This is a genomic window from Serratia nevei, assembly GCF_037948395.1.
Lineage (GTDB): Bacteria > Pseudomonadota > Gammaproteobacteria > Enterobacterales > Enterobacteriaceae > Serratia > Serratia nevei.
In genome coordinates this window covers 4,544,558-4,565,619 of the sequence record NZ_CP149940.1, presented here as the reverse complement: position 1 = coordinate 4,565,619, position 21,062 = coordinate 4,544,558, and the positions used below count along the sequence as shown (strand labels likewise).

The following is a 21,062-nucleotide window of genomic DNA, read 5'->3' as shown; positions in this document are numbered from 1 at the left end:
CATGAAAAAAATTAATTTTCTGCTGTTCGGCCTGAGTCTGGTGACCACCACGGCATTGGCCAACCTGAACGTGATCGCCGATGTCGGTGGCGATGACGCATCACCTTATTTTGAGGGGATTAATCGGCAGAGTGATGCGGAAGCGCCGCCGGCCATGCCGCAAGCCCCAGCCTCTGCTGATGAAGTTGAAGTGACCGTATTGCCGGTGACGACACCGGAGCTGACGCCGGGTGTGGTAGCGGCGCGCCCGCTGCAACTGCCTGGGATTGGTTCGTTGTTTATTGTGGGGGATGACGATGCCAGTCGTCTCTGGCTGCAGGAGAATGCGGAACAACTCAAATCCCGGCATGCTGCGGGTCTCATCGTTAACGTCAGCAACCTGCCTGCCCTGAAGGCGCTGCGTGAGCTGGCACCGGGGGTGCCGATGGCGCCAGCCTCCGGCAGTGAGTTGGCGCGCCGGCTGCAGCTGTCGAATTACCCGGTACTTATCACTGATACCGGTTTGTCCCAGCAGGTCACACCATGATATCGGCGCAACACATCACCGCAGCATTGATGGTAAACCCTGTGCTGACGGTTGTGCTGATAGTGCTGTTTGTTGCTGTCATGCTGGGGCTGAACTGCCGTGGCAGGGAGACAGCCAGCCGTCGGCGCCACCGCCGATATCAGGCGACGGCCATGCGGTTGCTGGTGCGCTTACCGCTGCTGGGTGGTGATGGTCAGCGTCTGGCCTATCTGCGCAAAATCAATCCCTATGTTTTCGAAGAGCTGTTGCTCCTGGCCTTTGAGCGCCAGGGGTATGCAGTTATCCGCAATACCTCCTACAGCGGCGACGGTGGCCTGGACGGTCAGGTCATTATCGAAGGCAAGACCTACCTCATCCAGGCCAAGCGTTACGGCCGGACGAGCACACCGTCCCATATCACGCGTTTTGGTGCGTTGCTGCGAGATCACCATTGTGACGGTTTTTTCATTCATACCGGCCGTACCGGTCAACTGAGCCGGGTGTTGTTGCAGAACCATCCCCACGTCCACCTGGTCAGTGGCCGAAAGCTGCTTGCGTTGCTTGCCGGCAATACAGAGTGGCTGCTTTTTTTAACCGTGAATTCGGTCACCAACCCGAATGATAAGGAAGGTCGTCATGAGTAATCGTCATGTGATGGAAGCGCTGCTGCGCCCGGCGGTAGAATTGAATACCGCGATCGTTGCCGGTGCTGCGGCTGCGATTTGTTTTGTTGCTCCCTGGTCGGTCGCCCTGGCGCCGTCAGTGAGTTATGTCACCGCCGGCGGGTTTGCAGTGCTGTCCGCAGTACGAGCACGGCAGGGCCTGCGGGTGGTCCGTTATCGCCGTAATCTGCGTCGGTTACCGCGCTATGTCATGGAAAGCCGACAGATCCCGGTGAGCCGGCAGCGGCTGTTCCTGGGGCGGGGTTTCCGTTGGCAGCAAAAGCACACCCAGCGCCTGATGGATACCCGTCGGCCGGAAGTGGAAAAATATGTCCAACCGTCGCAGTTGTACCAGATGGCGCGGCGACTGGAGCTTAAAACCGAATATACCCTGCCGTGGTTGTCCCAGCTGCTGCGCAAAGACTCCCCGCTGAACCCGGTGCGGCCGCTGCCACCGGTCGGGGGGAACCCGGCGATCCATGGTATTGAACCCGATGAGCTCGATGTCTCGATGGCGCTGGGCGAACGTGTGGGCCACAGCCTGGTGCTGGGCACTACCCGCGTAGGCAAGACCCGCCTGGCAGAGCTGCTTATCACCCAGGATATACGCCGTGGCGATATCACCATTGTGTTTGATCCAAAAGGGGATGCGGACCTGCTGCGGCGTGTCTGGGCTGAAGCCCACCGTGCCGGTCGCGGGGATGAGCTGTTCATCTTCCATCTGGGCTGGCCGGATATCTCGGCACGCTATAACGCCGTTGGGCGTTTTGAACGCGTCTCTGAGGTCGCTGGCCGTATCTCCGGGCAGTTGAGCGGGGAGGGCAACAGTGCGGCGTTCCGTGAGTTTGCTTGGCGATTCGTCAATATTGTAGCGCGTGCCCTGGTCGCACTGGGTCAGCGTCCGGACTATCAGTTGATCACCCGTTACGTGAACAACATCAGCGAGCTGTATGAGACCTACGCAAAGAAAGTGATTGAAGCGCGTATGCCGGCGCTGCAGCAACAAATCGACAACAGCCTGCAGGTGCTGACGGAGGACGATGTGCCGCGCAATATGCAGGGCCAGCCGAACGCGATAAAAATCATGGCGGTGGAAATGGCGCTGAGTTCCGAGGCCGGCAAGCAGCTGTATGACCCCATTCTCGATGGCCTGCGGTCAGCCGTCCGTTATGACCGTACTTACTTCGATAAAATTGTGGCGTCACTGCTGCCGTTGCTGGAAAAACTCACCACCGGCAAGACCGCCGAGCTCCTGGCACCGAACTATATGGATATGAGCGACCCGAGGCCCATTTTTGACTGGGAACAAGTTATCCGCAAGCGCGGTATTGTCTACGTGGGGTTAGATGCCTTGTCGGACGGGGTGGTCGCCTCTGCCGTTGGCAACAGCATGTTTGCCGATCTGGTGTCGGTGGCCGGCCATATCTACAAACACGGTATGCACGGCGGGCTGCCAACCCGCGCTGACGGCAAGCTGCCGATCAACCTGCATTGTGACGAGTTCAACGAGTTAATGGGCGATGAATTCATTCCGCTTATCAACAAAGGCGGCGGCGCCGGTATGCAGGTGACGGCCTATACGCAAACCGAGTCGGATATCGAGGCGCGCATCGGCAGTACCGCGAAGGCGGCTCAGGTGACGGGGAACTTCAATACCCTGATTATGCTGCGCGTGCGTGAGAACCGGACCGCACAGTTGCTGACAACACAGCTCCCGGAGGTCGATATTTACACCAAAACCCTGGTATCAGGGCATGCCGATACGGCCGATGTGGAGAAGGGACAGGATTTTACTTCCAATACCCAGGACCGCGTCGGTACTGTGAAAGCCCCTCTGCTTGCCCCGGCGGACGTGATTAACCTCCCGAAAGGGCAGGCGTTCGCGCTACTGGAAGGTGGTCAACTGTGGAAAATTCGGATGCCACTGCCCTGCGGTGACAGGGATGATGCTTTGATGCCGGCCAACCTGCAGAAGATTGCCGAGGAGATGCAGCGCAACTACCGTACCAGCGAGTCCTGGTGGTCTGCCAGCACGGTAATGCCTGATGCGGTTATGAAAGGGGGGCTGAATGTCGCAAGCGGTGAATAATCAACCTCAGCAGCCCGTACAACCCCGTAAGCATGGGCTGTTTTACAACGTGCTGTGGGGCTGGCCCTGGATGCTGATCGGGATGTTCCTGGCTTCGCTTTTGGTGAGCCTGGTGATCGAATATGTCGGGATGGCATTTTTCTGGTCAGAGCTTGGCGCATCGCACAGTGAAGCGGTGATGAACACCGAGTTGGGGTACCTGTCCTCTGAATTTACACGCAGCCTGCTGCTGTCTGAACCGTCAGTGACCGTCACTCGTTGGATTATGACGGCGTATCAATGGACCTTCGTGGACAGTGGCTTTTTGGACTGGATTAAGCAGGCGTATGACACCCAGGTACACAGTCAGAATGCGGTTGCCAGGGAACTGAACAGCTGGAGTGGTTGGCTGGCTACCACGCTTAAAGAGTACCTGATGGCGACGGTGTACGTCACCGTCATCACCCTGGTACGTGTGACCATTTTGGTGCTGTCCATCCCGCTGTTTATCCTGGTGATGCTGGTCGCGCTGACCGAGGGGCTGGGGCGACGTGATATTCGGCGCTACGGTGCCGGCTATGAGTCGAGTTTTGTGTACCACCATGCCAAGCGGATGGTGAAGCCGGCGGTGTATATCCCCTGCATGCTGTACCTGTCATGGCCAACGGCGGTATACCCCAATCTGCTGTTGTTGCCGGCTGCTATTCTGCTCGGCATTGCGGTAACGGTAACGACAGCCTCCTTTAAAAAGTATCTCTAGAGCGAAAACTCGAGCTGGACGGCGGCGTACAAAACTGGCTTTTGTGCGCTGCCGTCAGCAGACAAGCCGCTGTGCGGCGCGGCAGTATTTCCAGGCTTAAAAACCATCAAAACTTCATAACGAGTTACCTGCTGTCCTTCTTGTTCGAACATTTATTGTCCTCTGAATGTCCCCTAAATATTTTTGTGGCTCTGCAATTTAATCGAAAACGAGGTGTTGAATGAATCTGTATATTTGCGCTGTTATTGCTCTTGAGGCTGTTATTCTAGCCACACTGCTTAAACCTATTTTAGAGAAAGCCCCTCCGGAAAACCGTGTTCAACGTTGGTTACGTGTCCTGCAAGTACTTGCGATCTTGTGTATTGGGGGATCTATGTTCCTTTTCAGTGTCGTGATGCATTTATGAGGTCGGGCTGATTCTGATACTGGTATTACTGCCGTTGGTGTTACCAACGGTGCAAACTGATACCCCCTTCTCTTATTGCTGCTGATGTACAAAATAGGCCTTTGTACAACAATAGTGTCTGCAGACCGCTTATTTAGCTTCATGCGCTTCCCCTGGCTAAAAATTATCAAAATTCCATAAAGAGTTATCCGCTGACCTCCCGCCCCATCTGTCGCACCCTGAGAGCACCCTAAATCATCAAGGAGTGCTTGTGTATGCCTATCCCCGTTGTTCGTGGTCTCGGCGCCGGCTGTGTGCTGGGGCTGACTTTGCTGACCGTACTGCCTGCCTTTGCCGCTGAAAAAGATGAGCTGGCCTCTGCCCAGCGCATGCTGATCCAGGTGCAGGCAGCCCTTGAACGTGCGCGTGTTGCCGCCGCTCAGGCTGACCCGTCGGAGCGCGGTCGTTTCTTCTTCGACTATGCCCGCGCTACCGCCGATCTCAAAACCATCAATGCCGGCATTGACTGCTATCTGGAACCCTCGCGTGCCCAACCACGTGATGGCAGTGCGGTGGCCGGCAACTACCGTCGGGAGCGCCCCTGATGGCCATGAATGCGGCGCAGGAACAGGCCTTCAAGGCGGCCAGCGGCGGCGTTGAAGTCAATATCCTGTCGCTGATTTGCATCGGTGGGTTACTGGCGGTGCTGTTTGTCTGGGCCGCCTGGGCTCTGGTTGATGTTTACCAGGGCTGGAGTAACGAAAAAGTACGCAATGGGGCGTTGGTTCACTTCGTCATCAAAACCGTGCTGTTGTTGGTTGTTTCAATCTGGATGTTTGCCAGCTGACCTGTGAGAGGCGCTGGACCGTATTTCACGTTGTTATTTTCACACACCAATAAGGAATGTTTTATGAATGCTGCAGTTCGTCTTTTCCGTCAATTTTGCGCGCGTGCCGCGGTAGCCACCTCCCTGGCGTATGTCACCAGCCAGCCGGTGCAGGCGGCTCTGCCGTCGGTTGAACCTCCGTCCTCCGGTGGTGGCGGTGGTCTGATGGATACCATCAAAGGCTATTTCCAGGACGGGATCGTTATTATCGGTCTGGTCGCCGCAGCGGTGGCTTTCCTGATTGTCGCCAACGCTGCAATCCATACCTTTGCCGAGGTCCGTGATCAGAAGGCGACCTGGGCCAAGTTCGGCGCCATCGTGCTGGTTGGTGTGGTGCTGCTGGTCACCGTCATTTGGCTGGTTGGCAAGTCCGCCGAGATCCTGTTCTAAGGTGGCCCGCCATGCAGACTATCCGATTCTTACCTGACCGTCTTAACGCAGAGCCTGTCGTCTTCCGGGGGTTCACCACCCCGGAGATGGGACTGGCGGCGTTGGCGGGCGTAGGGCTGGGTCTGCTCGTGTCGTTGCCGTTTCTTCCCCTTGCCGGTTGGGTCGTGATACCCACCGGCATGCTGGTGACGCCGCTTCTCGTCATCTGGTTTGGGGGCAGCCGGCTGACGCGCCTGAAGCGCGGTAAACCGGAGAATTATATCTGGCAGCGCCTCGAGGCGCGTAAACGTCGCATGGGGTGGGGGGATCCCACCCTGATTATCGACAAACAGGGCTGGTCGTTGCGTCGCAGCCGCGTTGTTAAGAGGTCTACATGAGCCGTTTCAGACATGCGGTTAAAAACCGCGATCAGCATATTCTCACGTTGCGTGTTGCCTGTGGCGTGCTGGTCGTTTTCCTTCTGGTAGCCAGCATCGGCTGGATGCGGGCGCCAGACAATTTGACCATCCATAACCCGCCAGACCTGCGCAGCGGCTCTACCCGCGCCTGGTGGGAGGTACCACCGTCCACGGTCTACAGCTTCGGCTTTTATATCTTCCAGCAACTCAATGCCTGGCCAAAGAACGGTGATGCCGATTACCCGGCCAAAATTGCCGCGCTGTCTCCTTATCTGACCGACTCCTGCGCACGTTTCCTGAAGGCGGACGCCAAAAAGCGTAGCGAAAGCGGTGAGCTTGCCGGCAGAACGCGCGTGGTATTCGAAATCCCTGAGCATGGCTACAACGGCCGCTATAACCAGAGCCCGGTGACGGTCAAAGGCCGTGATAACTGGGTGGTGCGCCTTGATCTGGTGGCGGACGAGTCCTTTGCCGGCGAACCGGTGAAACGCGCACTGACACGTTACCCGCTGAAAGTGGTGCGCGCAGAAGGGGATCCGGAACGTAATGAGTTTGGTCTGGCACTGGATTGTTACGACAGCATGCCACAGCGTCTTGCTGCGGCGCCGGCGGAACCCGCGCCTGAGAAAAAAGGAGTATTCCAATGATGAAAGCACGTGTTCTGGCGCTTTCCCTGAGTGTACTTCCCCTGGCGGCGACGTTTATCGTGCCGGTTACGCAGGCGGAAGAGCTGATGAAATGGGAGCGTATCCCGTTGCAAATCCCGCTGGCCGTCGGCAAGGAGCGGGTGTTGTTTGCCGATAAAAATGTCCGCGTCGGATTCCCGCCGGCGCTGAACGGCAAGCTGCGGGTACAAAGCAGTGGCGGTGCGGTCTACCTGAAAGCGGATGCGGCTTTCCCGCCTACACGTCTGCAGCTGCAGGACGTGGAAAACGGGGAGGTTATTCTCCTTGATGTGACGGCATCGGACAAAGGCTCGGCTGAACCGGTGCGTATTGTCTACAGCGGTGACGTGACCTCAGTTAGCAGCAGTGACGCGTCAGCTGCTTCAGGGGGAAACAACGCGGCGCCTGGGGCGGATAACGGTACCCAGGCGAAGCGTAAAAAAGTCAAATACAACGCGCCGCTGCCGGTTGTCCTGACGCGTTACGCAGCACAAAGCCTGTACGGCCCGGTGCGTACGGTTGAAGCGGTGCCCGGCATTCATCCGGTCAACCCGCACCTGCCGAAACGTATCACCACACTGTACCCGTCAGAGCCGGTGACCATCACGCCGCTGGGCGGCTGGGGTGTTGGCAGCCGCAACGTGGTAGCGCTGAAGGTGCAAAACACCGCCAGCCGCAAAATCACGCTCGATCCCCGGGTACTGCAGGGGCAGTTTGTGACGGCGACGTTCCAGCACCGCTATCTCGGCCCGGTGGGGACTCCGGAAGACACCACCACGCTGTACCTGGTTACCGCCGGTCGCCCGGACGGGGCGTTTGTCGCGGAGCCATCAGCGGTTCGCAAAGCCGTAAAAGCGGCGAAGAAGGGAGCAAACCATGGCTGATGTGAAATCCAACATGTTGCCGAAAGTGATTGTGTTCGGCGTGCTGGCCACTGCGATCCTCGTCGGACTTAAGGCCTGCAGCGGCGGTAAAACACAGGAGGAGACTCAGCAGGCGCATAACGTGCTGGCCAGCATGTCGCCGGAAGAGCTGCGGGCGCTGGGTGTGGAGGGGGATACCCCGGAGGACACGTTGCGTACCCTGGTGGGCACCCTACGGACTACCCGAACCCAGCAGGCCGAACTGCAGAAAAACATTGATAAAGTGCTGAAAGAAAACGAAGAACTTCGCAAGCGCAATACCAATGTGTCCGGTCAGGTCAATGAGGCCGTGGCCGGCTTCCAAAAACAAGCACAGCAGCGCCAGCAGCAGCTTCAGCAAGAGCAGCAAACGCTGATGGGAAAAATCCAGACGCTGACCGAACAGTTGAGTGCGAACAAGGACAAGGCAAAAAGCGACAGTGATATTCCGCTGGGGCTGGGACTGGATGGCTTGGGTGCCGGGGACGGTGGGGCCGCTCCTGGTCAGGATGGCTTGATGTGGGTCGGTCCGAAAGACATGAAAGAACCCGACCCGCGTAATCCGAACAGCGTCAAAGACGGCCCGCAGTTCCCGACGTCGTTCCTGTCGGACAATGCGATCACACGCCAAAAAGCTGCCTATGAGCAGCAGGTTAAAGGACATACCAATGAAAAAGGGGCGGAGGAGAACGCCGAGCCGGTGTTTACCCTGCCTGAGAATTCCACCCTGGTGGGCAGCCGCGCCATGACGGCGCTGCTGGGCCGCGTGCCGATCAACGGCACGGTGACTGACCCGTACCCGTTCAAGCTGATGATTGGCAAAGACAACCTGACGGCGAACGGCATCGAGTTGCCGGACGTCGAGGGTGCGATTGTCTCGGGGACCGCCAGCGGGGACTGGACGTTGTCGTGCGTGCGCGGCCAGGTCAACAGCATCACCTTCGTGTTTGCGGACGGGACGGTCCGCACCCTGCCAAAACCCAACACCAACATGAATGCCAACGGCAGTAACAATAATGCCGGCAGTAATGCGAAGGAGGTCAGCACCACCGCCGGCATCGGCTGGATCTCCGATGACAACGGTATCCCGTGCATCGGTGGAGAGCGTAAGTCCAATGCCTCGACCTATCTGCCGACGATCGCCGCCTTGTCGGCCGCCAGCGCCGCCGGGGAAGGGATCAGTCAGGGGCAATACACCACGCAAAACAATGTGAATGGCATCACCTCGACCATGACCGGTAATGCCGGCCAGGCCGTGCTAGGCAAGGCGCTGTCAGGCGGGATGAAAGAGACCGCCGACTGGGTGCGTGAGCGCTACGGCATGATGTTCGACGCCGTGTACGTTCCGCCGGGCCAGAAGCTGGCCGTGCACATTACTCGCCAGCTGGCGATCGACTTTGAGACCAAAGGGCGCAAGGTGCGTTACGACGACTTCAGCCTGCCTGGCGAAGACGGCAACACCGGCGGGCTGGATTAACGCGTCATTCGGAGGAGAAAAGGCATGCTGTGGCGTCAATGCGAAAGGATGAATCGCCCACAGGGTTGGGCGCTGGTTTTGCTGTCCTGCTGCGCGTTTTGGCTGGGTGTGCTGCTCCTGCTGTGTTTGCTTATAAGAGAATGATAATCATGCGGAAAAATCTGTTTAATCGAGTTATGGCGATCACTGTCATTGTCAGCGTCATGGCGTTGGCCGGCTGTTCGACGTCGAAAGAGGAAATGCTGCCACCGGGCGACAGCTCGATGCTGGAATTGTGGCAGGGTGAGGATGGCGGCGGAACGGCGCGCAATGCGGTGGCGGCGCGCGACAGCCTGCGCCGACCGCTCACCGAGAACGAAAGCCAGGCAACAGCCGCGAGCGATCGCAGCTACAGCCGCACACAGGAAAGCGAAATCAGCCAGCAGTTCCCGCGCCTGCCGAATCCCGATCTTGTGATGTACGTGTTCCCGCACCTGGCGGATGGCAACGCGCCGGTGCCGGGGTACAGCACCGTGTTTCCTTTCTACAGCCAGGTGCAGTATGCGATGCCGGGTGAACGGACGGAGGCTTACTGATGCGGTTTTCCCTGTTTGATAAAAAGCGCCTGGCGCGAAAAAAGCCGGCAGCTGTTGCCCAGGACGCACTGAACGTGACCGAGGACGGTGTGCCGCTGTCTGTCGACGGCCGTGAGCCATTACGGCGCCAGGGCAAGATGACGGTAAAGGATGAGCAGCAGGTGTACCACGCCAATCCGTCCATCGTTGATTACCTGCCCTGGGCGGAGTTTCTCGACCGTGAGCAGTGTATCTTGCTCGATGACGGCGTATCCGTCGGGGCAGTTTTTGACATCACGCCGGTGGCGACCGAAGGGCGGACGGACGATCGCCTGGAGCAGATGCGCGATACTGTAGAGGATGCCCTGCAGGACTCGTTTGACGAACATGATGAAAACCCCTGGATCGTGCAGTTCTTCTGCCAGGACGAGAACAATGTCGAGGCGTATATCGACAGGCTGCGACAGTATGTCAAACCCCACGCGCAGGGCAGTGCGTTTACTGAAGACTGGTTGAAAGAGACCGAGCGCCATCTGCGCGGGATTGCCCGTCCGGAAGGCCTGTTCAAAGATACGCTGATAACAGACCAGCCGTGGCGTGGGCAGCAGCGACGGACCCGCATGGTGGTCTATCGCTGGATTGGTAAGAGCAATCATGATCCGATGCCACCGATTGCCATGCTGAATCAGACCTGTGAGCGCGTGACCGGTGCCCTGGCCGGTGCCGGCGTTGCCTGCGTACGCCAGAACGGGGCGCAGTTCCATGACTGGATGCTGCGCCTTTTTAACCCCAGCCCGGAGTGGGTGGATAAAGAGACGCTGTATCGCGATGCCGCCTATTTTGACAGCCGTAACACGCCGGAAGGCGCGATGCCGGTGCAGAATGATTTTGCCGAAACTCTGCTGTTCACCCCGCCAGTATCCGATCCTGACCACGGCGTATGGTGGTTCGATAACCAGGCGCATTGCGCGATCCCGGTCGAGAAACTGCGCCGTCCGCCGGAGCCGGGCACGATCACCGGTGAAATGAAACGCGGCGAGAAGAAAATCAATGCGCTGATGGATCTGTTCCCGGAGGGGACGATGGTGTGCATGACGATTGTGGTGCAGCCTCAAGACACGCTGGAGAATGACTTCAATCGACTGGCCAAAAATGCCGTCGGTGAGAATACTGAATCTGGCCGCGTGCGCCAGGACGTGGCGCAGGTGAAAGAGTACCTGGGCAATCGCCACAAACTGTACCGTGCCGGTATCACCTTCCTGCTGCGTGCCGGCGATCTGACCACGCTCAATCACAAACGTGTCGAGCTCACCAACGTGTTGCTTGGCACCGGCCTGCAGCCGGTTCGTCCGGAATTTGATGTGGCGCCGCTCAATACCTACCTGCGGGCGTTGCCGATGTGTTTTAACCCGGAGACGGACAAGAAACACTGGTATACCCGCCTGACCTGGGTACAGCATCTGGCCGGCCTGTTACCGGTGACCGGCCGCGAAACCGGGACCGGTCACCCCGGCATGAGCTTCTTCAACCGCGGTGGGGATACGCTGACGTTTGACCCGCTCAACAAGCACGACCGGAGTCAGAATGCGCACATGCTGTATTTTGGTCCGACCGGCGCGGGGAAATCGGCGACGTTGTGCGCGACCCTGTCGCAGCTGATGGCAATACACCGGCCGCGACTGTTTATTGCCGAAGCGGGGAACTCGTTCGGACTGCTGGCCGATTATTTCGAAAGCCTGGGGCTCAGTGTCAACAAGGTGAGTATCAAACCGGGCAGTGGCGTCTCGCTGCCGCCGTTCTCCTACGCGCATAAACTCGTCGACGATGCGTTAACCTCGCTGGCCCTGGATGAAAATGACCTGCCGGACATCGATGCCGATGACGACGAGGATGAAGATAAGCGCGATTACCTGGGAGAAATGGAAATCTCGGCGCGCATGATGATCACCGGCGGCGATGCGAAGGAAGAACATGAACTGAAACGCGCCGACCGCGCGATGATCCGCGAGGCGTTGCTGATGGCAGCGCGGCAGACCTATGACGAAGGACGGCAGATGTTGCCGGCAGACCTGCAGAAGGCACTGTACGCCATATCCAAAGACGAAGGGAGTGATATCCGTAACGTCCAGCGCCGGGCCAAAGCGGCCGAAATGGCGGAGTCGCTCGGGATGTTTACCCAGGCAGGCAGTTTTGAAGCAGAGCTGTTTAACCGTGAGGGCAGCCTGTGGCCAGAGGCGGATGTGACCCTGATTGACCTTGGGCATCTGGCACGTGAGGGCTATGAGGCGCAGATGGCGCTGACGATGGTGAGCCTGACCAACACCATCAACAACATTGCCGAGCGAGACCAGTACTCGGAGCGGGATATCGTGTTCGCGGTGGATGAGGCGCACATTGTGACGGTGAACCCGTTGCTGGCGCCGTATATGACCAAAATCGTCAAGATGTGGCGTAAGCTCGGCGCCTGGCTGTGGCTGGCCACGCAGAACCTGAAAGACTTCCCGGATATTGCCGAGAAAATGTTGAATATGGCGGAGTGGTGGGTTTGTCTGACCATGCCGCCGGAGGAGGTCAACGACATTGCTCGCTTCAAGGCGCTGACTGAAGAGCAAAAGGCGGTGCTGCTGTCAGCCAGTAAACTCTCCGGCTGTTATACCGAAGGTGTGGTGTTGTCGAAAAAACTCGAGGCGCTGTTCCGTGCAGTACCGCCGAGCCTGTACCTGGCGCTGGGGATGACCGAAAAAGAAGAGAAGGCCGAACGCCGCGCGCTGATGCAGGAATTTGGCTGCAGCGAGCTCGAGGCGGCGCGAAGGGTAGCGCAGAAACTTGACCGCCTGCGCGGCCTGGCTGCGAACGGGGAGGCTCGGGCTGCATGATGACCCTGAAATATCCGGAGCCGATTGTGCGTTCTCAAGACCTGGTCATTGGAGAACCGGCGTTGTTTACCCTTCCCCCGCGGGGGATGGCTACGCTGAGTGCAACAGATGCGCTGGGACTCGACACGTTCTGTACGGCTATTCGGGCTCGGTTGTCAGGGCCAGTTCGGTTTACTGCCCACCCGCATCGCATCGGGAGTCGTACCAGTGTGGCTCTGCATCTTGAGGGGCGACTGGGGCGTTGCATCGATGTTCTTATCACCGTGGCCGGTAACACGCTATGGCCGCAGCCGGACGAATACAGCCACCCGCGCTGGTATGTCACCGTGCCGGACGCGGCCGATGTGGTGTATCTGTTGTTCTACTTGTGTGAGCTATTTTTGCACCGGGGGTAATTGAATGCGCGGGGCTATTGCTCAGATGGGGCGCCTGTGGAAGGGCGAACATAACAGGCTTCTACATCAGAATCAGAGCCTTCTTGGGGCTTCTGTTTGGCGCTCCTTATAGCAGTGATCGCTTACTCAACCGGCTTCGGCCGGTTTTACGTTCGAACCCCCAAGCAAAAAGCTCACCATTATCACACAGATTGATTGATTTTATTTGCTCGCCCTACGCTAACGTTGCTATGAGTGTGCTGTATTTTTGAGCAGTGGCGGTGTCCCGGCGTTGCGTGACCGTGCTTTGCAGTGCCATGTGGAGTCCACGAGATAAATATGAGCACGGCGCATGGCACGGTGGAAGCGAGGGTATAGGCAGGTTGTCATATTGGCCTGCCCCAACGTTTTTCGGCGGGCAGGGGTAACTCCAACGGTTCTTTTGTTGCAAATTAGTCTCAGTACCGATTTTTTGTCGTGATATCATCCCGCATGCCAGCCATAGACTGGCGATTTATTTTGTTTTGCGCGATTTTTTGATTTGATGCTCTGAGCAGTTCATCTGCGGTAATCAATAACATGGAAGCACTCAAGGGGTGATTATCGTGTTTTACACGAGAAAAAGGACGGGATAATTCGCGATGTAAAATGCGGCTCGAGCGTGTTAAGAGGTGGTATGAACCAACGAAAGCATTTAACGCAGTCAGAGGTGGAAAGCCTGCTGGCCTGCGCAAAAGAGAGTAAAAACCCGGAGCGGGATTATTGTCTGGTGTACATGAGCTTTATCCACGGATTCCGCGTCAGCGAAGTGTGCCGGCTGCGGCTGTCGGATATGGACCTGCGGGCGAAGAGTCTGTTCATCAGGCGGATGAAGAACGGCTTCAGTACCAATCATCCGCTGCTGGGTAACGAGATAAAGGCGATACGTGCCTGGCTCAAGGTGCGCAAGACCAAATCCGGCGCCGAGAGCGACTGGCTGTTTCTATCCCGCCAGGGCGGCCAGTTGACGCGTCAGCGGGTGTATCAGCTTATCAGCCAGTTTGGGGCGCAGGCCAATATCTCCGTGACGCCGCATCCGCATATGTTGCGCCATGCCTGCGGTTTCGCGCTGGCTGACCGGGGGATTGATACGCGGTTGATACAAGATTACCTAGGTCACCGTAATATTCGACACACGGTACGTTACACGGCCAGTAATGCCGAGCGGTTTGAAGGCGTATGGCAAGGAAAAGTCAAACTGCGAGGGAGACAAATAGGACCAAACTGTTAAATCAATTCTAAATAGGCATTTTAAAAAGCGCAATATTTTTTACATCCATGCCATGCCTCTCACATCTACTTGTTAATAATAAACATTTTATTTGCTACTTTCGTTCTTCTTCAGGTCATCTTCATTTTTTACTTCCGACTGTTCCCCCCTCTTCTTCCTGCCTTGCTTGTTGTTGTTAATTTCCAAAATTAATTAACAGTTTTGTTCATTAAAAATAAAACAACACCTAGTGAAGTATTCCAATAATCAGGTGTCGACTAGTGTATTCATCTGATTTCTAGATAAGTAGTCAAAATGGTCCTAATTGACAAACTGGAGTGGTGTTCTGGCTCTCAGGAATGATGCTATATCGTAGCGCTTGAGGTTGGACAAGTACGGCGTGGTGTCGTCAATAATTTTCTTTTAAATCAATAGAGTTTAAGTAAGGAGTACTTTGCATATGTTGAACAAACAACGCGTTATTAAATCCGTTCTGGCTGCAGCATTACTGTCCGCTGGCACGATGGCGACGGCGGCGACGACTGTACCGGGCGGTACCGTTCACTTCACCGGCCAGATTGTCAACGCAGCCTGTGCAGTCAGCGCCGGTTCAACCGATCAGACTGTTAATTTGGGTCAATACCGCACGGCCAATTTCAAGGCTGTAGGTGACCGCTCAGGTGCTGTGCCGTTCAAAATTCAGCTGCAGGATTGTGATACCTCTGTGTCTACTCAGGCTTCCGTGGCATTTAGCGGTACCGCGGTGAGCTCCGACGCGAATGTCTTGGCGGTGAGCAACATCAGCGGTGGCGCTTCTGGCTCTGCTTCTGGTGTTGGTATTGAAATTGGAGACCACACTGGCAAAGTTCTGCCTCCTAACGGCAGCGTTTTCTCTACAGCCCAAACGCTGATTGATGGTGTTAACGTGCTGAACTTCACCGCGCGTTACAAAGCCACCGCAGCGAGCGTTACTCCAGGTCAGGCTGACGCAGACGCAACCTTCACCATGCAATACAACTAATAACGCGTTCTATTGTCCTCTCAGGCCGCCTGACGGCGGCCTTTTTAAGATGCAGGAGGCAAACTTGCAAATCAGACAGCTTGTCGCCGTTCTGGCACTTCTAAGCATGTCGGGAGGGAGTGCTTTGGCAGGAAATCGGCATCACGTCATTATTGATGGTGGAATGGTGCACTTACGGGGCGCACTCACTGAAGCTGCCTGTTCGGTATCCACTGAAAGTGCTCATCAGATTATTGATATGGGGCAGTTTCGCAGCAATCAGTTTGGTGATTTAGGCAGTTTTGCTTCACCGGTTGAGTTCAATATTCGTCTGACAGAATGCAGCACTGCCGTCAGTAACACTGTCGGGGTGGCGTTTTATGGTGTGACGGATGGTAAGGATCCGCAGGTGTTGAAAGCCGGCGAAGGGGAGAATGCCGCTACGGGTGTTGGATTGGCGTTGTTTGACCGAAATGGTGTCATTATCCCGCCGAATACCCCGCCGCGTACAGGCATGGCTTTGCATGAAGGTGAAAATATCCTGCGTTTTATGGCGAGGTATCGAGCCACATCCCGACAGGTAGTTGCAGGGAATGCTGACGCATCGACATGGTTTGCGCTGACGTATCAATAAGCGGTGAAGGTCCTTGTTTCGTTGTATTTACCTTATTCTGGATCATGGTGAGGTCTGTGTGTTGAATGCTCAATTGATGAAAAAAATGGCGGGCGTGATAACGCTTATATCGACATTGATGGTTTCCTCTTCTGCCTGGGCGGGAGGGATTGCGTTGGGGGCGACGCGCGTTATTTATCCCGCGGATGCCAAGCAAACCTCTCTGGCGGTAAACAATAGTGATAAGCAGGCCAGGTTTCTTATCCAAACGTGGGTCGAAAATGAGGCTGGAAATAAAACGGACGATTTTATCGTTACGCCGCCTCTCTTTGTCAGTAAACCGGCAAGTGAAAATACACTGCGAATTATCTACAGTGGTGGAAAATTACCGGATGACCGTGAAACGCTGTATTGGCTAAACAGTAAAGCTATTCCGTCGGTTAATCGCGACGACATTAAGGGCAAGAATGTCTTGCAAATTGCGGTCTTGGCCAGAATTAAAATGTTTGTTCGCCCTGCGGGACTGGCTGAAAAATCAGCGGATGCGCCGGGAATGCTGACATTTTCCCGCACTGGTAACAACCTGACTATCACTAACCCGTCACCTTTTTACGTGACGTTAGTGAATATGACGATGGGTGGGAAGAATGTGAATGTGGCCAATAAAATGGTTGCTCCTAAATCCAGCGCACAGCTTCCGCTGTTTAATGGTGCATCTGGCGTATTTACCTACCAAACAATTAACGACTACGGCGCAACGACGCCTGTAACGAAAGTTCAGGTGAATTAATTCGTATCATTGTTGTGCATTCAATTTAATTATCATTGCGTCGTCTGGTTAACAGGCTGGGGTAGTCATGGGTATTGACGTGACGGGCATGTCATACACATTGCTTCAGGTATTTAAGGAGTAACATATGCAGTATTTAAAACTGCCAATGCATTTCAGAAAAAATGCAGTGTGGATGAGCCTGTTCATGCTGCCTCGTATAAGTGTTGTCGGCGGTTTGCTGCTAGGCAGCGGTATGGCGTGTGCTGACACCTATTTTAACCCGTCATTCTTATCCAGCGATGCGAACAATGTGGCTGATTTGTCTCGTTTTGAGAAAGGAGAGCAACCGGCTGGGGTTTATCGTGTCGAGGTTTATCTTAACGACGAATATATCGGTACGCAGGATATGCGGTTTGATGCGGCAAAATCCGGCTCTGCAAACAAGGATGATACGGGGCTGATACCGTGTCTGAGTCGGGAGTGGTTGAGTCAGCGCAATGTTAATGTCGAAGCGGTGCCGGTATTGAGTGCCTTGAGCAAAGGACAGTGTGCTAATTTGCCGGCTGCCTTTGATAAAGCGTCAACGCGCTTTGAATTTGACAGTCAGCGCCTTTATGTCAGCGTCCCGCAAGCGGCATTGAAAAACAACGTACGTGGTTATATTCCTCCAGAGCAATGGGATAACGGTATCACGGCGGGGATGTTGAACTATGCCTTTTCAGGGAGCAATAGCCTCACGTCGGCCACAGGATCACGTTATAACAGTTATTTCTTGAATCTCAACAGCGGGTTGAACTTGGGGGCATGGCGCCTTCGAAATAACAGTACCTGGAATTACAGCGACAGTGGACGCTATCGCAACAGTGATTGGAAAAATGTCAGCACTTACCTTCAGCGCAGTATTGTGCCGCTTAAAGGGGAGTTGACTCTCGGTGACAGTTTTACCAACAGCGATGTGTTCGACAGCCTGAGCTTCAGAGGGGTTCAGCTGGCGACGGATGACAATATGCTGCCGGATAGCCAGCGCGGGTTTGCGCCGACGGTACGGGGTGTGGCCAACAGTAATGCGCAGGTCACCATTAAACAGAACGGCTATGTCATCTATCAGTCTTACGTCCCACCAGGGGCTTTTGAAATTACTGACCTTTATCCAACCTCCACCAGTGGTGACCTGCAGGTGACGGTAAAGGAAAATAACGGCACCAGTAACCAATTTACCGTACCGTACTCTGCGGTGCCGATTTTGCAGCGTGAAGGGCGTGTCAAGTACGCGCTGACGGCGGGTAAATATCGCTCAGCATCAAACTTGCAAGATGAGCCTGACTTTTGGCAGGGGACTGTGCTGTGGGGGTTGCCGGCGGGGGTGACGCTGTACGGTGGTTCGCAATTGTCTGACAACTACCAATCCTATGCGTTCGGCGCAGGTAAAAACCTGGGGACATGGGGCGCGGTATCTGCGGATGTTACGCATGCGCGCAGCGTGTTGCCTGACGATAGCCATAAAGAAGGGCAATCATTGCGCTTCCTGTACGCCAAATCACTGAACGATTACGGAACCAACTTTCAGTTACTGGGTTATCGCTACTCGACCCAGGGTTTCTACACGCTCAATGAAACCAGCTACAAGCAGATGCAGGGTTATACCCTGAAAACGCAGGATGGTCCGGTCCCAACGGAGCCGGTAATTGAGGATTACCATAACCTGTACTACTCCAAGAAGGGGCGTATTCAGGTCAATATCAGTCAGCAAATTGGCACGGAAGGGTCCCTGTATCTGACGGGGAGTCGTCAGACTTACTGGCGTACCGGTGATACGGACCAGCTTTGGCAGGTGGGGTATAACGGCAGCTGGGAAGATATCAGTTATGGGCTTGACTGGTCGTGGAACCGTAACCCGGGCGTGCAAGGCACGGACAAGCGTCTGGCCTTCAATGTCTCCGTACCGCTGAGTCGCTGGTTGACCGGTGGTGGGAAGGCGAGAGATATCACCAATTCCAGCAATAGCGCGTATGCGACGTACTCGGCGACCCATGACAAAAGTGGTCGGGTATCCCAGCAGGCAGGCATTAACGGCACGTTATTGGCTGACAACAACCTGAATTACAGCGTGCAGCAAGGTTATACCACCAAAGGCGAAGGCGCCTCGGGCACGGCCAGTCTCAACTACCAGGGACGTTATGGCAACAGCAATGTGGGATATAGCTACGGTAGACACTGGCAGCAGGTTAACTATGGCTTGAGCGGCGGTATCGTGGCCCATGCGGACGGCGTAACTCTTAGCCAACCACTGGGTGACACCAACGTGCTGGTGAAGGCGCCGGGTGCCGATGGCGTACGCGTGCAGAACGCCACGGGGGTCAGTACTGACTGGCGCGGTTATGCCGTGGTGCCTTATGCCACGACGTATCGTACCAACCGAATCTCGCTGGATACCACGACGCTGAAAGACAATGCCGACCTGGAGGATGCGGTACTGAATGTGGTGCCAACCAAAGGGGCGCTGGTACGGGCAAGCTTTGAGACGCGTATCGGGGCACGGGCAAGAATTACCCTGACGCAGCGCAATGGCAAGCCGGTTCCGTTCGGTGCCATGGTAACGGATGAGGCGGGTAAAACCGGCATAGTCGGTGATAGCGGACAGGTATTCATGTCCGGTCTGGCCCCTCAGGGCAAGTTGCAGGTGATGTGGGGGCAGGCGTCCAATCAGCAATGCGCGGTCAGCTATGCACTGGGTGAGGGCAGCGAGAAGCGCGGTATCAGCTATGCGCGGGCTGGGTGTTTATGAACAATGATATTATTGTAAATGGTGGGCAGATGGTGCGTTTATTAAAAAGATTTGAGCATCAGAATATTGGAGTGATTAATTTCATGCTGATGATGATATTTTTTACTCTTTCTCCCGATGCGCATTCTGCGGCACAGTGTGTTTCTGGCTGTGGTTCTGTGACGACAACAATAACTGATACGCTAAGTTCAAATGAGAATGCTGTGGGCTACACGAAAGCGAGCTCTCCGGTGGCAATATCGGCAATGCAGATGAGGATGACGACGGCCGCAAAAGCTATGCAATGGATTGCCTATAGTGGTGATCCAGTTTCTGCTCCAGGGCATTATACGATAGATTGGGCGTATAGAAATGTTGATGACTACATTCAAGTTGCTTTGAGGCGACATAGTGAATGTGCCTTTTCTGGTGGCGGCTACATTTACGTTCCATTTAATGTCAATATTTGGAGTGGTTCTGGGAATGATTGCAAGCAGAGAACATACTCAGCAGGTGAGGTCGCCACCCTCAATGCTTTGCAATTGCAATCGCAAATAAAACTTAGACGTAAAATTGTTAGTGGGACGTATTCGAGAACGATACTTATTGCAAGGGCAGGGTATTGTCAACCGGATGACTGCACTTCAGCTCAAACCAGTAGAAATATTTATTTAAATTTAAATATTACCGCTACCCAATCTTGCACCCTTAACGCAGGTCAGGTGATTAATATTGATTTCGGAAATATATCATCGGGAGCATTTACCACTGCCGGTGCTCGTCCCGAAGGCGTCAATGACATTGTACGTAACGTTAACGTCAGTTGCGATAATATCGCACCCAACACAGCAATGACGGTGCGTTTACAGGCTGATAAAGTTAGCGGTAAAGCGGTTGTCACCAACACGAATAACGACGTCGGTTTTATTGTGGCGGACAATAGTGGGACGGCATTGACCCCTAACAGCCTGTCGAGCGTGATCCCGTTCCGTCTGGATAGCTATGGTAATTCCAATGTCACTATTCGGGTGTACCCGGTTAGCGTGACCGGCAATAAACCGGCTGAGGGGCCAGTCACTTCTCAGGCTTATCTGCGCGTTGACTTCGCTTAACGGAAGGGATGAGAAAATGAATGCTGATTTTAAACTTGGCTCTTCCTTGAAGAGGGGGGCTGGGCGCTGTCTTGGTGTGGTGTTATTGCCTGTGCTGTTTAGCGTTCAGCCGGTACAGGCCGATGTCGGTGCAGTGAATATTTATATGCGTGCCACCATCGTGTCCAACACCTGCACGGTCAGTGCCGGTTCAGTTAATAAGACTGTCAATATGGGCACTTGGGCGAGAAAACAATTTGCTGAAACAACGTCGCTTACCCCGTTGGTCAGCTTTACGATTAACCTGGAAAAATGCGGTCCGGCCGCGTCGGGGGTTAAGGTGACGTTTAACGGCACATCAGACGGTAACGGCCAATTGTTCAAACTGAATTCGGCCAGCACGGCGTCCGGGGTGGGGGTGGCGATTTTGGATAAAGAGCGCAACCGGATCTTGCCGGGACAAAAAAGCATGCTTTACCCTTTGGTGGCCAATGCGGCGAGTGCCGTATTGCAATTTTACGCACAATACGCGGCAACGGGCAGTGGAAGTGCTGTTGGGGCCGGTACCGCTAATGCGGATGCCACGTTTACGATGGAATACAGTTAATAGGTCATCAGTGACGGGTTCATTGTATGGCAATGACCCTAGTATGAGCCTCTGCATTAAAGAC

The 21,062-nt window shown here is 55.2% G+C and carries 22 protein-coding genes; 21 read left to right on the top strand and 1 reads right to left on the bottom strand.

The window, feature by feature from the left end; translation table 11 throughout:
• Window position 1: 1 nt before the first annotated feature.
• The 4 genes from V8N38_RS21875 to V8N38_RS21860 are packed head-to-tail and all read left to right on the top strand — an operon-like array spanning window position 2 to window position 3,995.
• Entirely contained in the window at window positions 2–526 is a 525-nt protein-coding gene (locus V8N38_RS21875; RefSeq protein WP_147840432.1) for an integrating conjugative element protein, read from the top strand.
• Window positions 523–1,149: a restriction endonuclease gene (locus V8N38_RS21870; protein ID WP_147840431.1), complete on the top strand. Its 627-nt coding sequence runs from the start codon at window positions 523–525 to the stop codon at window positions 1,147–1,149. The genes V8N38_RS21875 and V8N38_RS21870 overlap by 4 nt, the downstream gene beginning before the upstream one ends.
• Window positions 1,142–3,256, top strand: coding sequence for a type IV conjugative transfer system coupling protein TraD (gene traD / locus V8N38_RS21865; RefSeq protein ID WP_147840430.1), 2,115 nt, complete (start codon window positions 1,142–1,144; stop codon window positions 3,254–3,256). The genes V8N38_RS21870 and traD overlap by 8 nt, the downstream gene beginning before the upstream one ends.
• Complete coding sequence (locus V8N38_RS21860) at window positions 3,237–3,995, top strand: TIGR03747 family integrating conjugative element membrane protein (RefSeq protein ID WP_147840429.1); 759 nt, start codon at window positions 3,237–3,239, stop codon at window positions 3,993–3,995. The genes traD and V8N38_RS21860 overlap by 20 nt, the downstream gene beginning before the upstream one ends.
• Here V8N38_RS21860 and V8N38_RS21855 read toward each other — a convergent pair.
• A complete protein-coding gene (locus tag V8N38_RS21855; RefSeq protein ID WP_187181576.1) occupies window positions 3,992–4,147 on the bottom strand; it encodes a hypothetical protein in 156 nt (51 codons plus the stop codon). The genes V8N38_RS21860 and V8N38_RS21855 overlap by 4 nt on opposite strands.
• A gap of 508 nt (window positions 4,148–4,655) precedes the next feature.
• Here V8N38_RS21855 and V8N38_RS21850 point away from each other — a divergent pair.
• The 17 genes from V8N38_RS21850 (at window position 4,656) to V8N38_RS21770 (ending at window position 20,998) form a co-directional block, all read left to right on the top strand.
• Window positions 4,656–4,985, top strand: a complete 330-nt coding sequence (locus V8N38_RS21850) for an RAQPRD family integrative conjugative element protein (protein ID WP_147840428.1) — start codon at window positions 4,656–4,658, stop codon at window positions 4,983–4,985.
• Window positions 4,985–5,227 carry a TIGR03758 family integrating conjugative element protein gene (locus tag V8N38_RS21845; protein ID WP_043143717.1) on the top strand — a complete coding sequence of 81 codons (243 nt, stop codon included), beginning with the start codon at window positions 4,985–4,987 and terminating at the stop codon, window positions 5,225–5,227. Before V8N38_RS21850 ends, V8N38_RS21845 begins: the two co-directional genes overlap by 1 nt.
• Before the next feature lie 63 nt (window positions 5,228–5,290).
• The gene (locus tag V8N38_RS21840; protein ID WP_147840427.1) at window positions 5,291–5,656 is read left to right on the top strand and encodes a TIGR03745 family integrating conjugative element membrane protein; all 366 of its coding nucleotides are present in this window, start codon (window positions 5,291–5,293) and stop codon (window positions 5,654–5,656) included.
• 11 nt (window positions 5,657–5,667) lie between these two features.
• Window positions 5,668–6,033, top strand: coding sequence for a TIGR03750 family conjugal transfer protein (locus V8N38_RS21835; RefSeq protein WP_086580534.1), 366 nt, complete (start codon window positions 5,668–5,670; stop codon window positions 6,031–6,033).
• A complete protein-coding gene (locus tag V8N38_RS21830) occupies window positions 6,030–6,701 on the top strand; it encodes a PFL_4703 family integrating conjugative element protein (protein WP_086580533.1) in 672 nt (223 codons plus the stop codon). Before V8N38_RS21835 ends, V8N38_RS21830 begins: the two co-directional genes overlap by 4 nt.
• Complete coding sequence (locus V8N38_RS21825; RefSeq protein ID WP_147840426.1) at window positions 6,698–7,603, top strand: TIGR03749 family integrating conjugative element protein; 906 nt, start codon at window positions 6,698–6,700, stop codon at window positions 7,601–7,603. Before V8N38_RS21830 ends, V8N38_RS21825 begins: the two co-directional genes overlap by 4 nt.
• Window positions 7,596–9,098 carry a TIGR03752 family integrating conjugative element protein gene (locus V8N38_RS21820; protein WP_147840425.1) on the top strand — a complete coding sequence of 501 codons (1,503 nt, stop codon included), beginning with the start codon at window positions 7,596–7,598 and terminating at the stop codon, window positions 9,096–9,098. The genes V8N38_RS21825 and V8N38_RS21820 overlap by 8 nt, the downstream gene beginning before the upstream one ends.
• A 149-nt stretch (window positions 9,099–9,247) precedes the next feature.
• Window positions 9,248–9,673: a TIGR03751 family conjugal transfer lipoprotein gene (locus V8N38_RS21815; RefSeq protein ID WP_147840424.1), complete on the top strand. Its 426-nt coding sequence runs from the start codon at window positions 9,248–9,250 to the stop codon at window positions 9,671–9,673.
• Window positions 9,673–12,528 (top strand): conjugative transfer ATPase, encoded by a 2,856-nt coding sequence (locus V8N38_RS21810; protein WP_147840423.1) that lies wholly within the window; start codon window positions 9,673–9,675, stop codon window positions 12,526–12,528. The genes V8N38_RS21815 and V8N38_RS21810 overlap by 1 nt, the downstream gene beginning before the upstream one ends.
• On the top strand, window positions 12,525–12,923 hold the full coding sequence (locus V8N38_RS21805) for an acetyltransferase (protein WP_103681856.1): 399 nt from the start codon (window positions 12,525–12,527) through the stop codon (window positions 12,921–12,923). The genes V8N38_RS21810 and V8N38_RS21805 overlap by 4 nt, the downstream gene beginning before the upstream one ends.
• 655 nt (window positions 12,924–13,578) lie before the next feature.
• Window positions 13,579–14,172: a tyrosine-type DNA invertase gene (locus V8N38_RS21800; RefSeq protein ID WP_084827557.1), complete on the top strand. Its 594-nt coding sequence runs from the start codon at window positions 13,579–13,581 to the stop codon at window positions 14,170–14,172.
• Between the two features lie 439 nt (window positions 14,173–14,611).
• Window positions 14,612–15,172: a type 1 fimbrial major subunit FimA gene (gene fimA / locus V8N38_RS21795; protein ID WP_147840422.1), complete on the top strand. Its 561-nt coding sequence runs from the start codon at window positions 14,612–14,614 to the stop codon at window positions 15,170–15,172.
• 64 nt (window positions 15,173–15,236) lie between these two features.
• Window positions 15,237–15,785 (top strand): fimbrial protein, encoded by a 549-nt coding sequence (locus V8N38_RS21790; RefSeq protein WP_103682163.1) that lies wholly within the window; start codon window positions 15,237–15,239, stop codon window positions 15,783–15,785.
• A gap of 76 nt (window positions 15,786–15,861) precedes the next feature.
• Window positions 15,862–16,554 (top strand): type 1 fimbria chaperone FimC, encoded by a 693-nt coding sequence (gene fimC, locus V8N38_RS21785; protein WP_128868989.1) that lies wholly within the window; start codon window positions 15,862–15,864, stop codon window positions 16,552–16,554.
• Window positions 16,555–16,681: 127 nt separating this feature from the next.
• On the top strand, window positions 16,682–19,321 hold the full coding sequence (locus tag V8N38_RS21780; protein ID WP_147840421.1) for a fimbrial biogenesis usher protein: 2,640 nt from the start codon (window positions 16,682–16,684) through the stop codon (window positions 19,319–19,321).
• The gene (locus tag V8N38_RS21775) at window positions 19,318–20,412 is read left to right on the top strand and encodes a fimbrial protein (protein ID WP_222706172.1); all 1,095 of its coding nucleotides are present in this window, start codon (window positions 19,318–19,320) and stop codon (window positions 20,410–20,412) included. The genes V8N38_RS21780 and V8N38_RS21775 overlap by 4 nt, the downstream gene beginning before the upstream one ends.
• A 16-nt stretch (window positions 20,413–20,428) precedes the next feature.
• On the top strand, window positions 20,429–20,998 hold the full coding sequence (locus V8N38_RS21770) for a fimbrial protein (RefSeq protein ID WP_147840420.1): 570 nt from the start codon (window positions 20,429–20,431) through the stop codon (window positions 20,996–20,998).
• Window positions 20,999–21,062 lie beyond the last annotated feature (64 nt).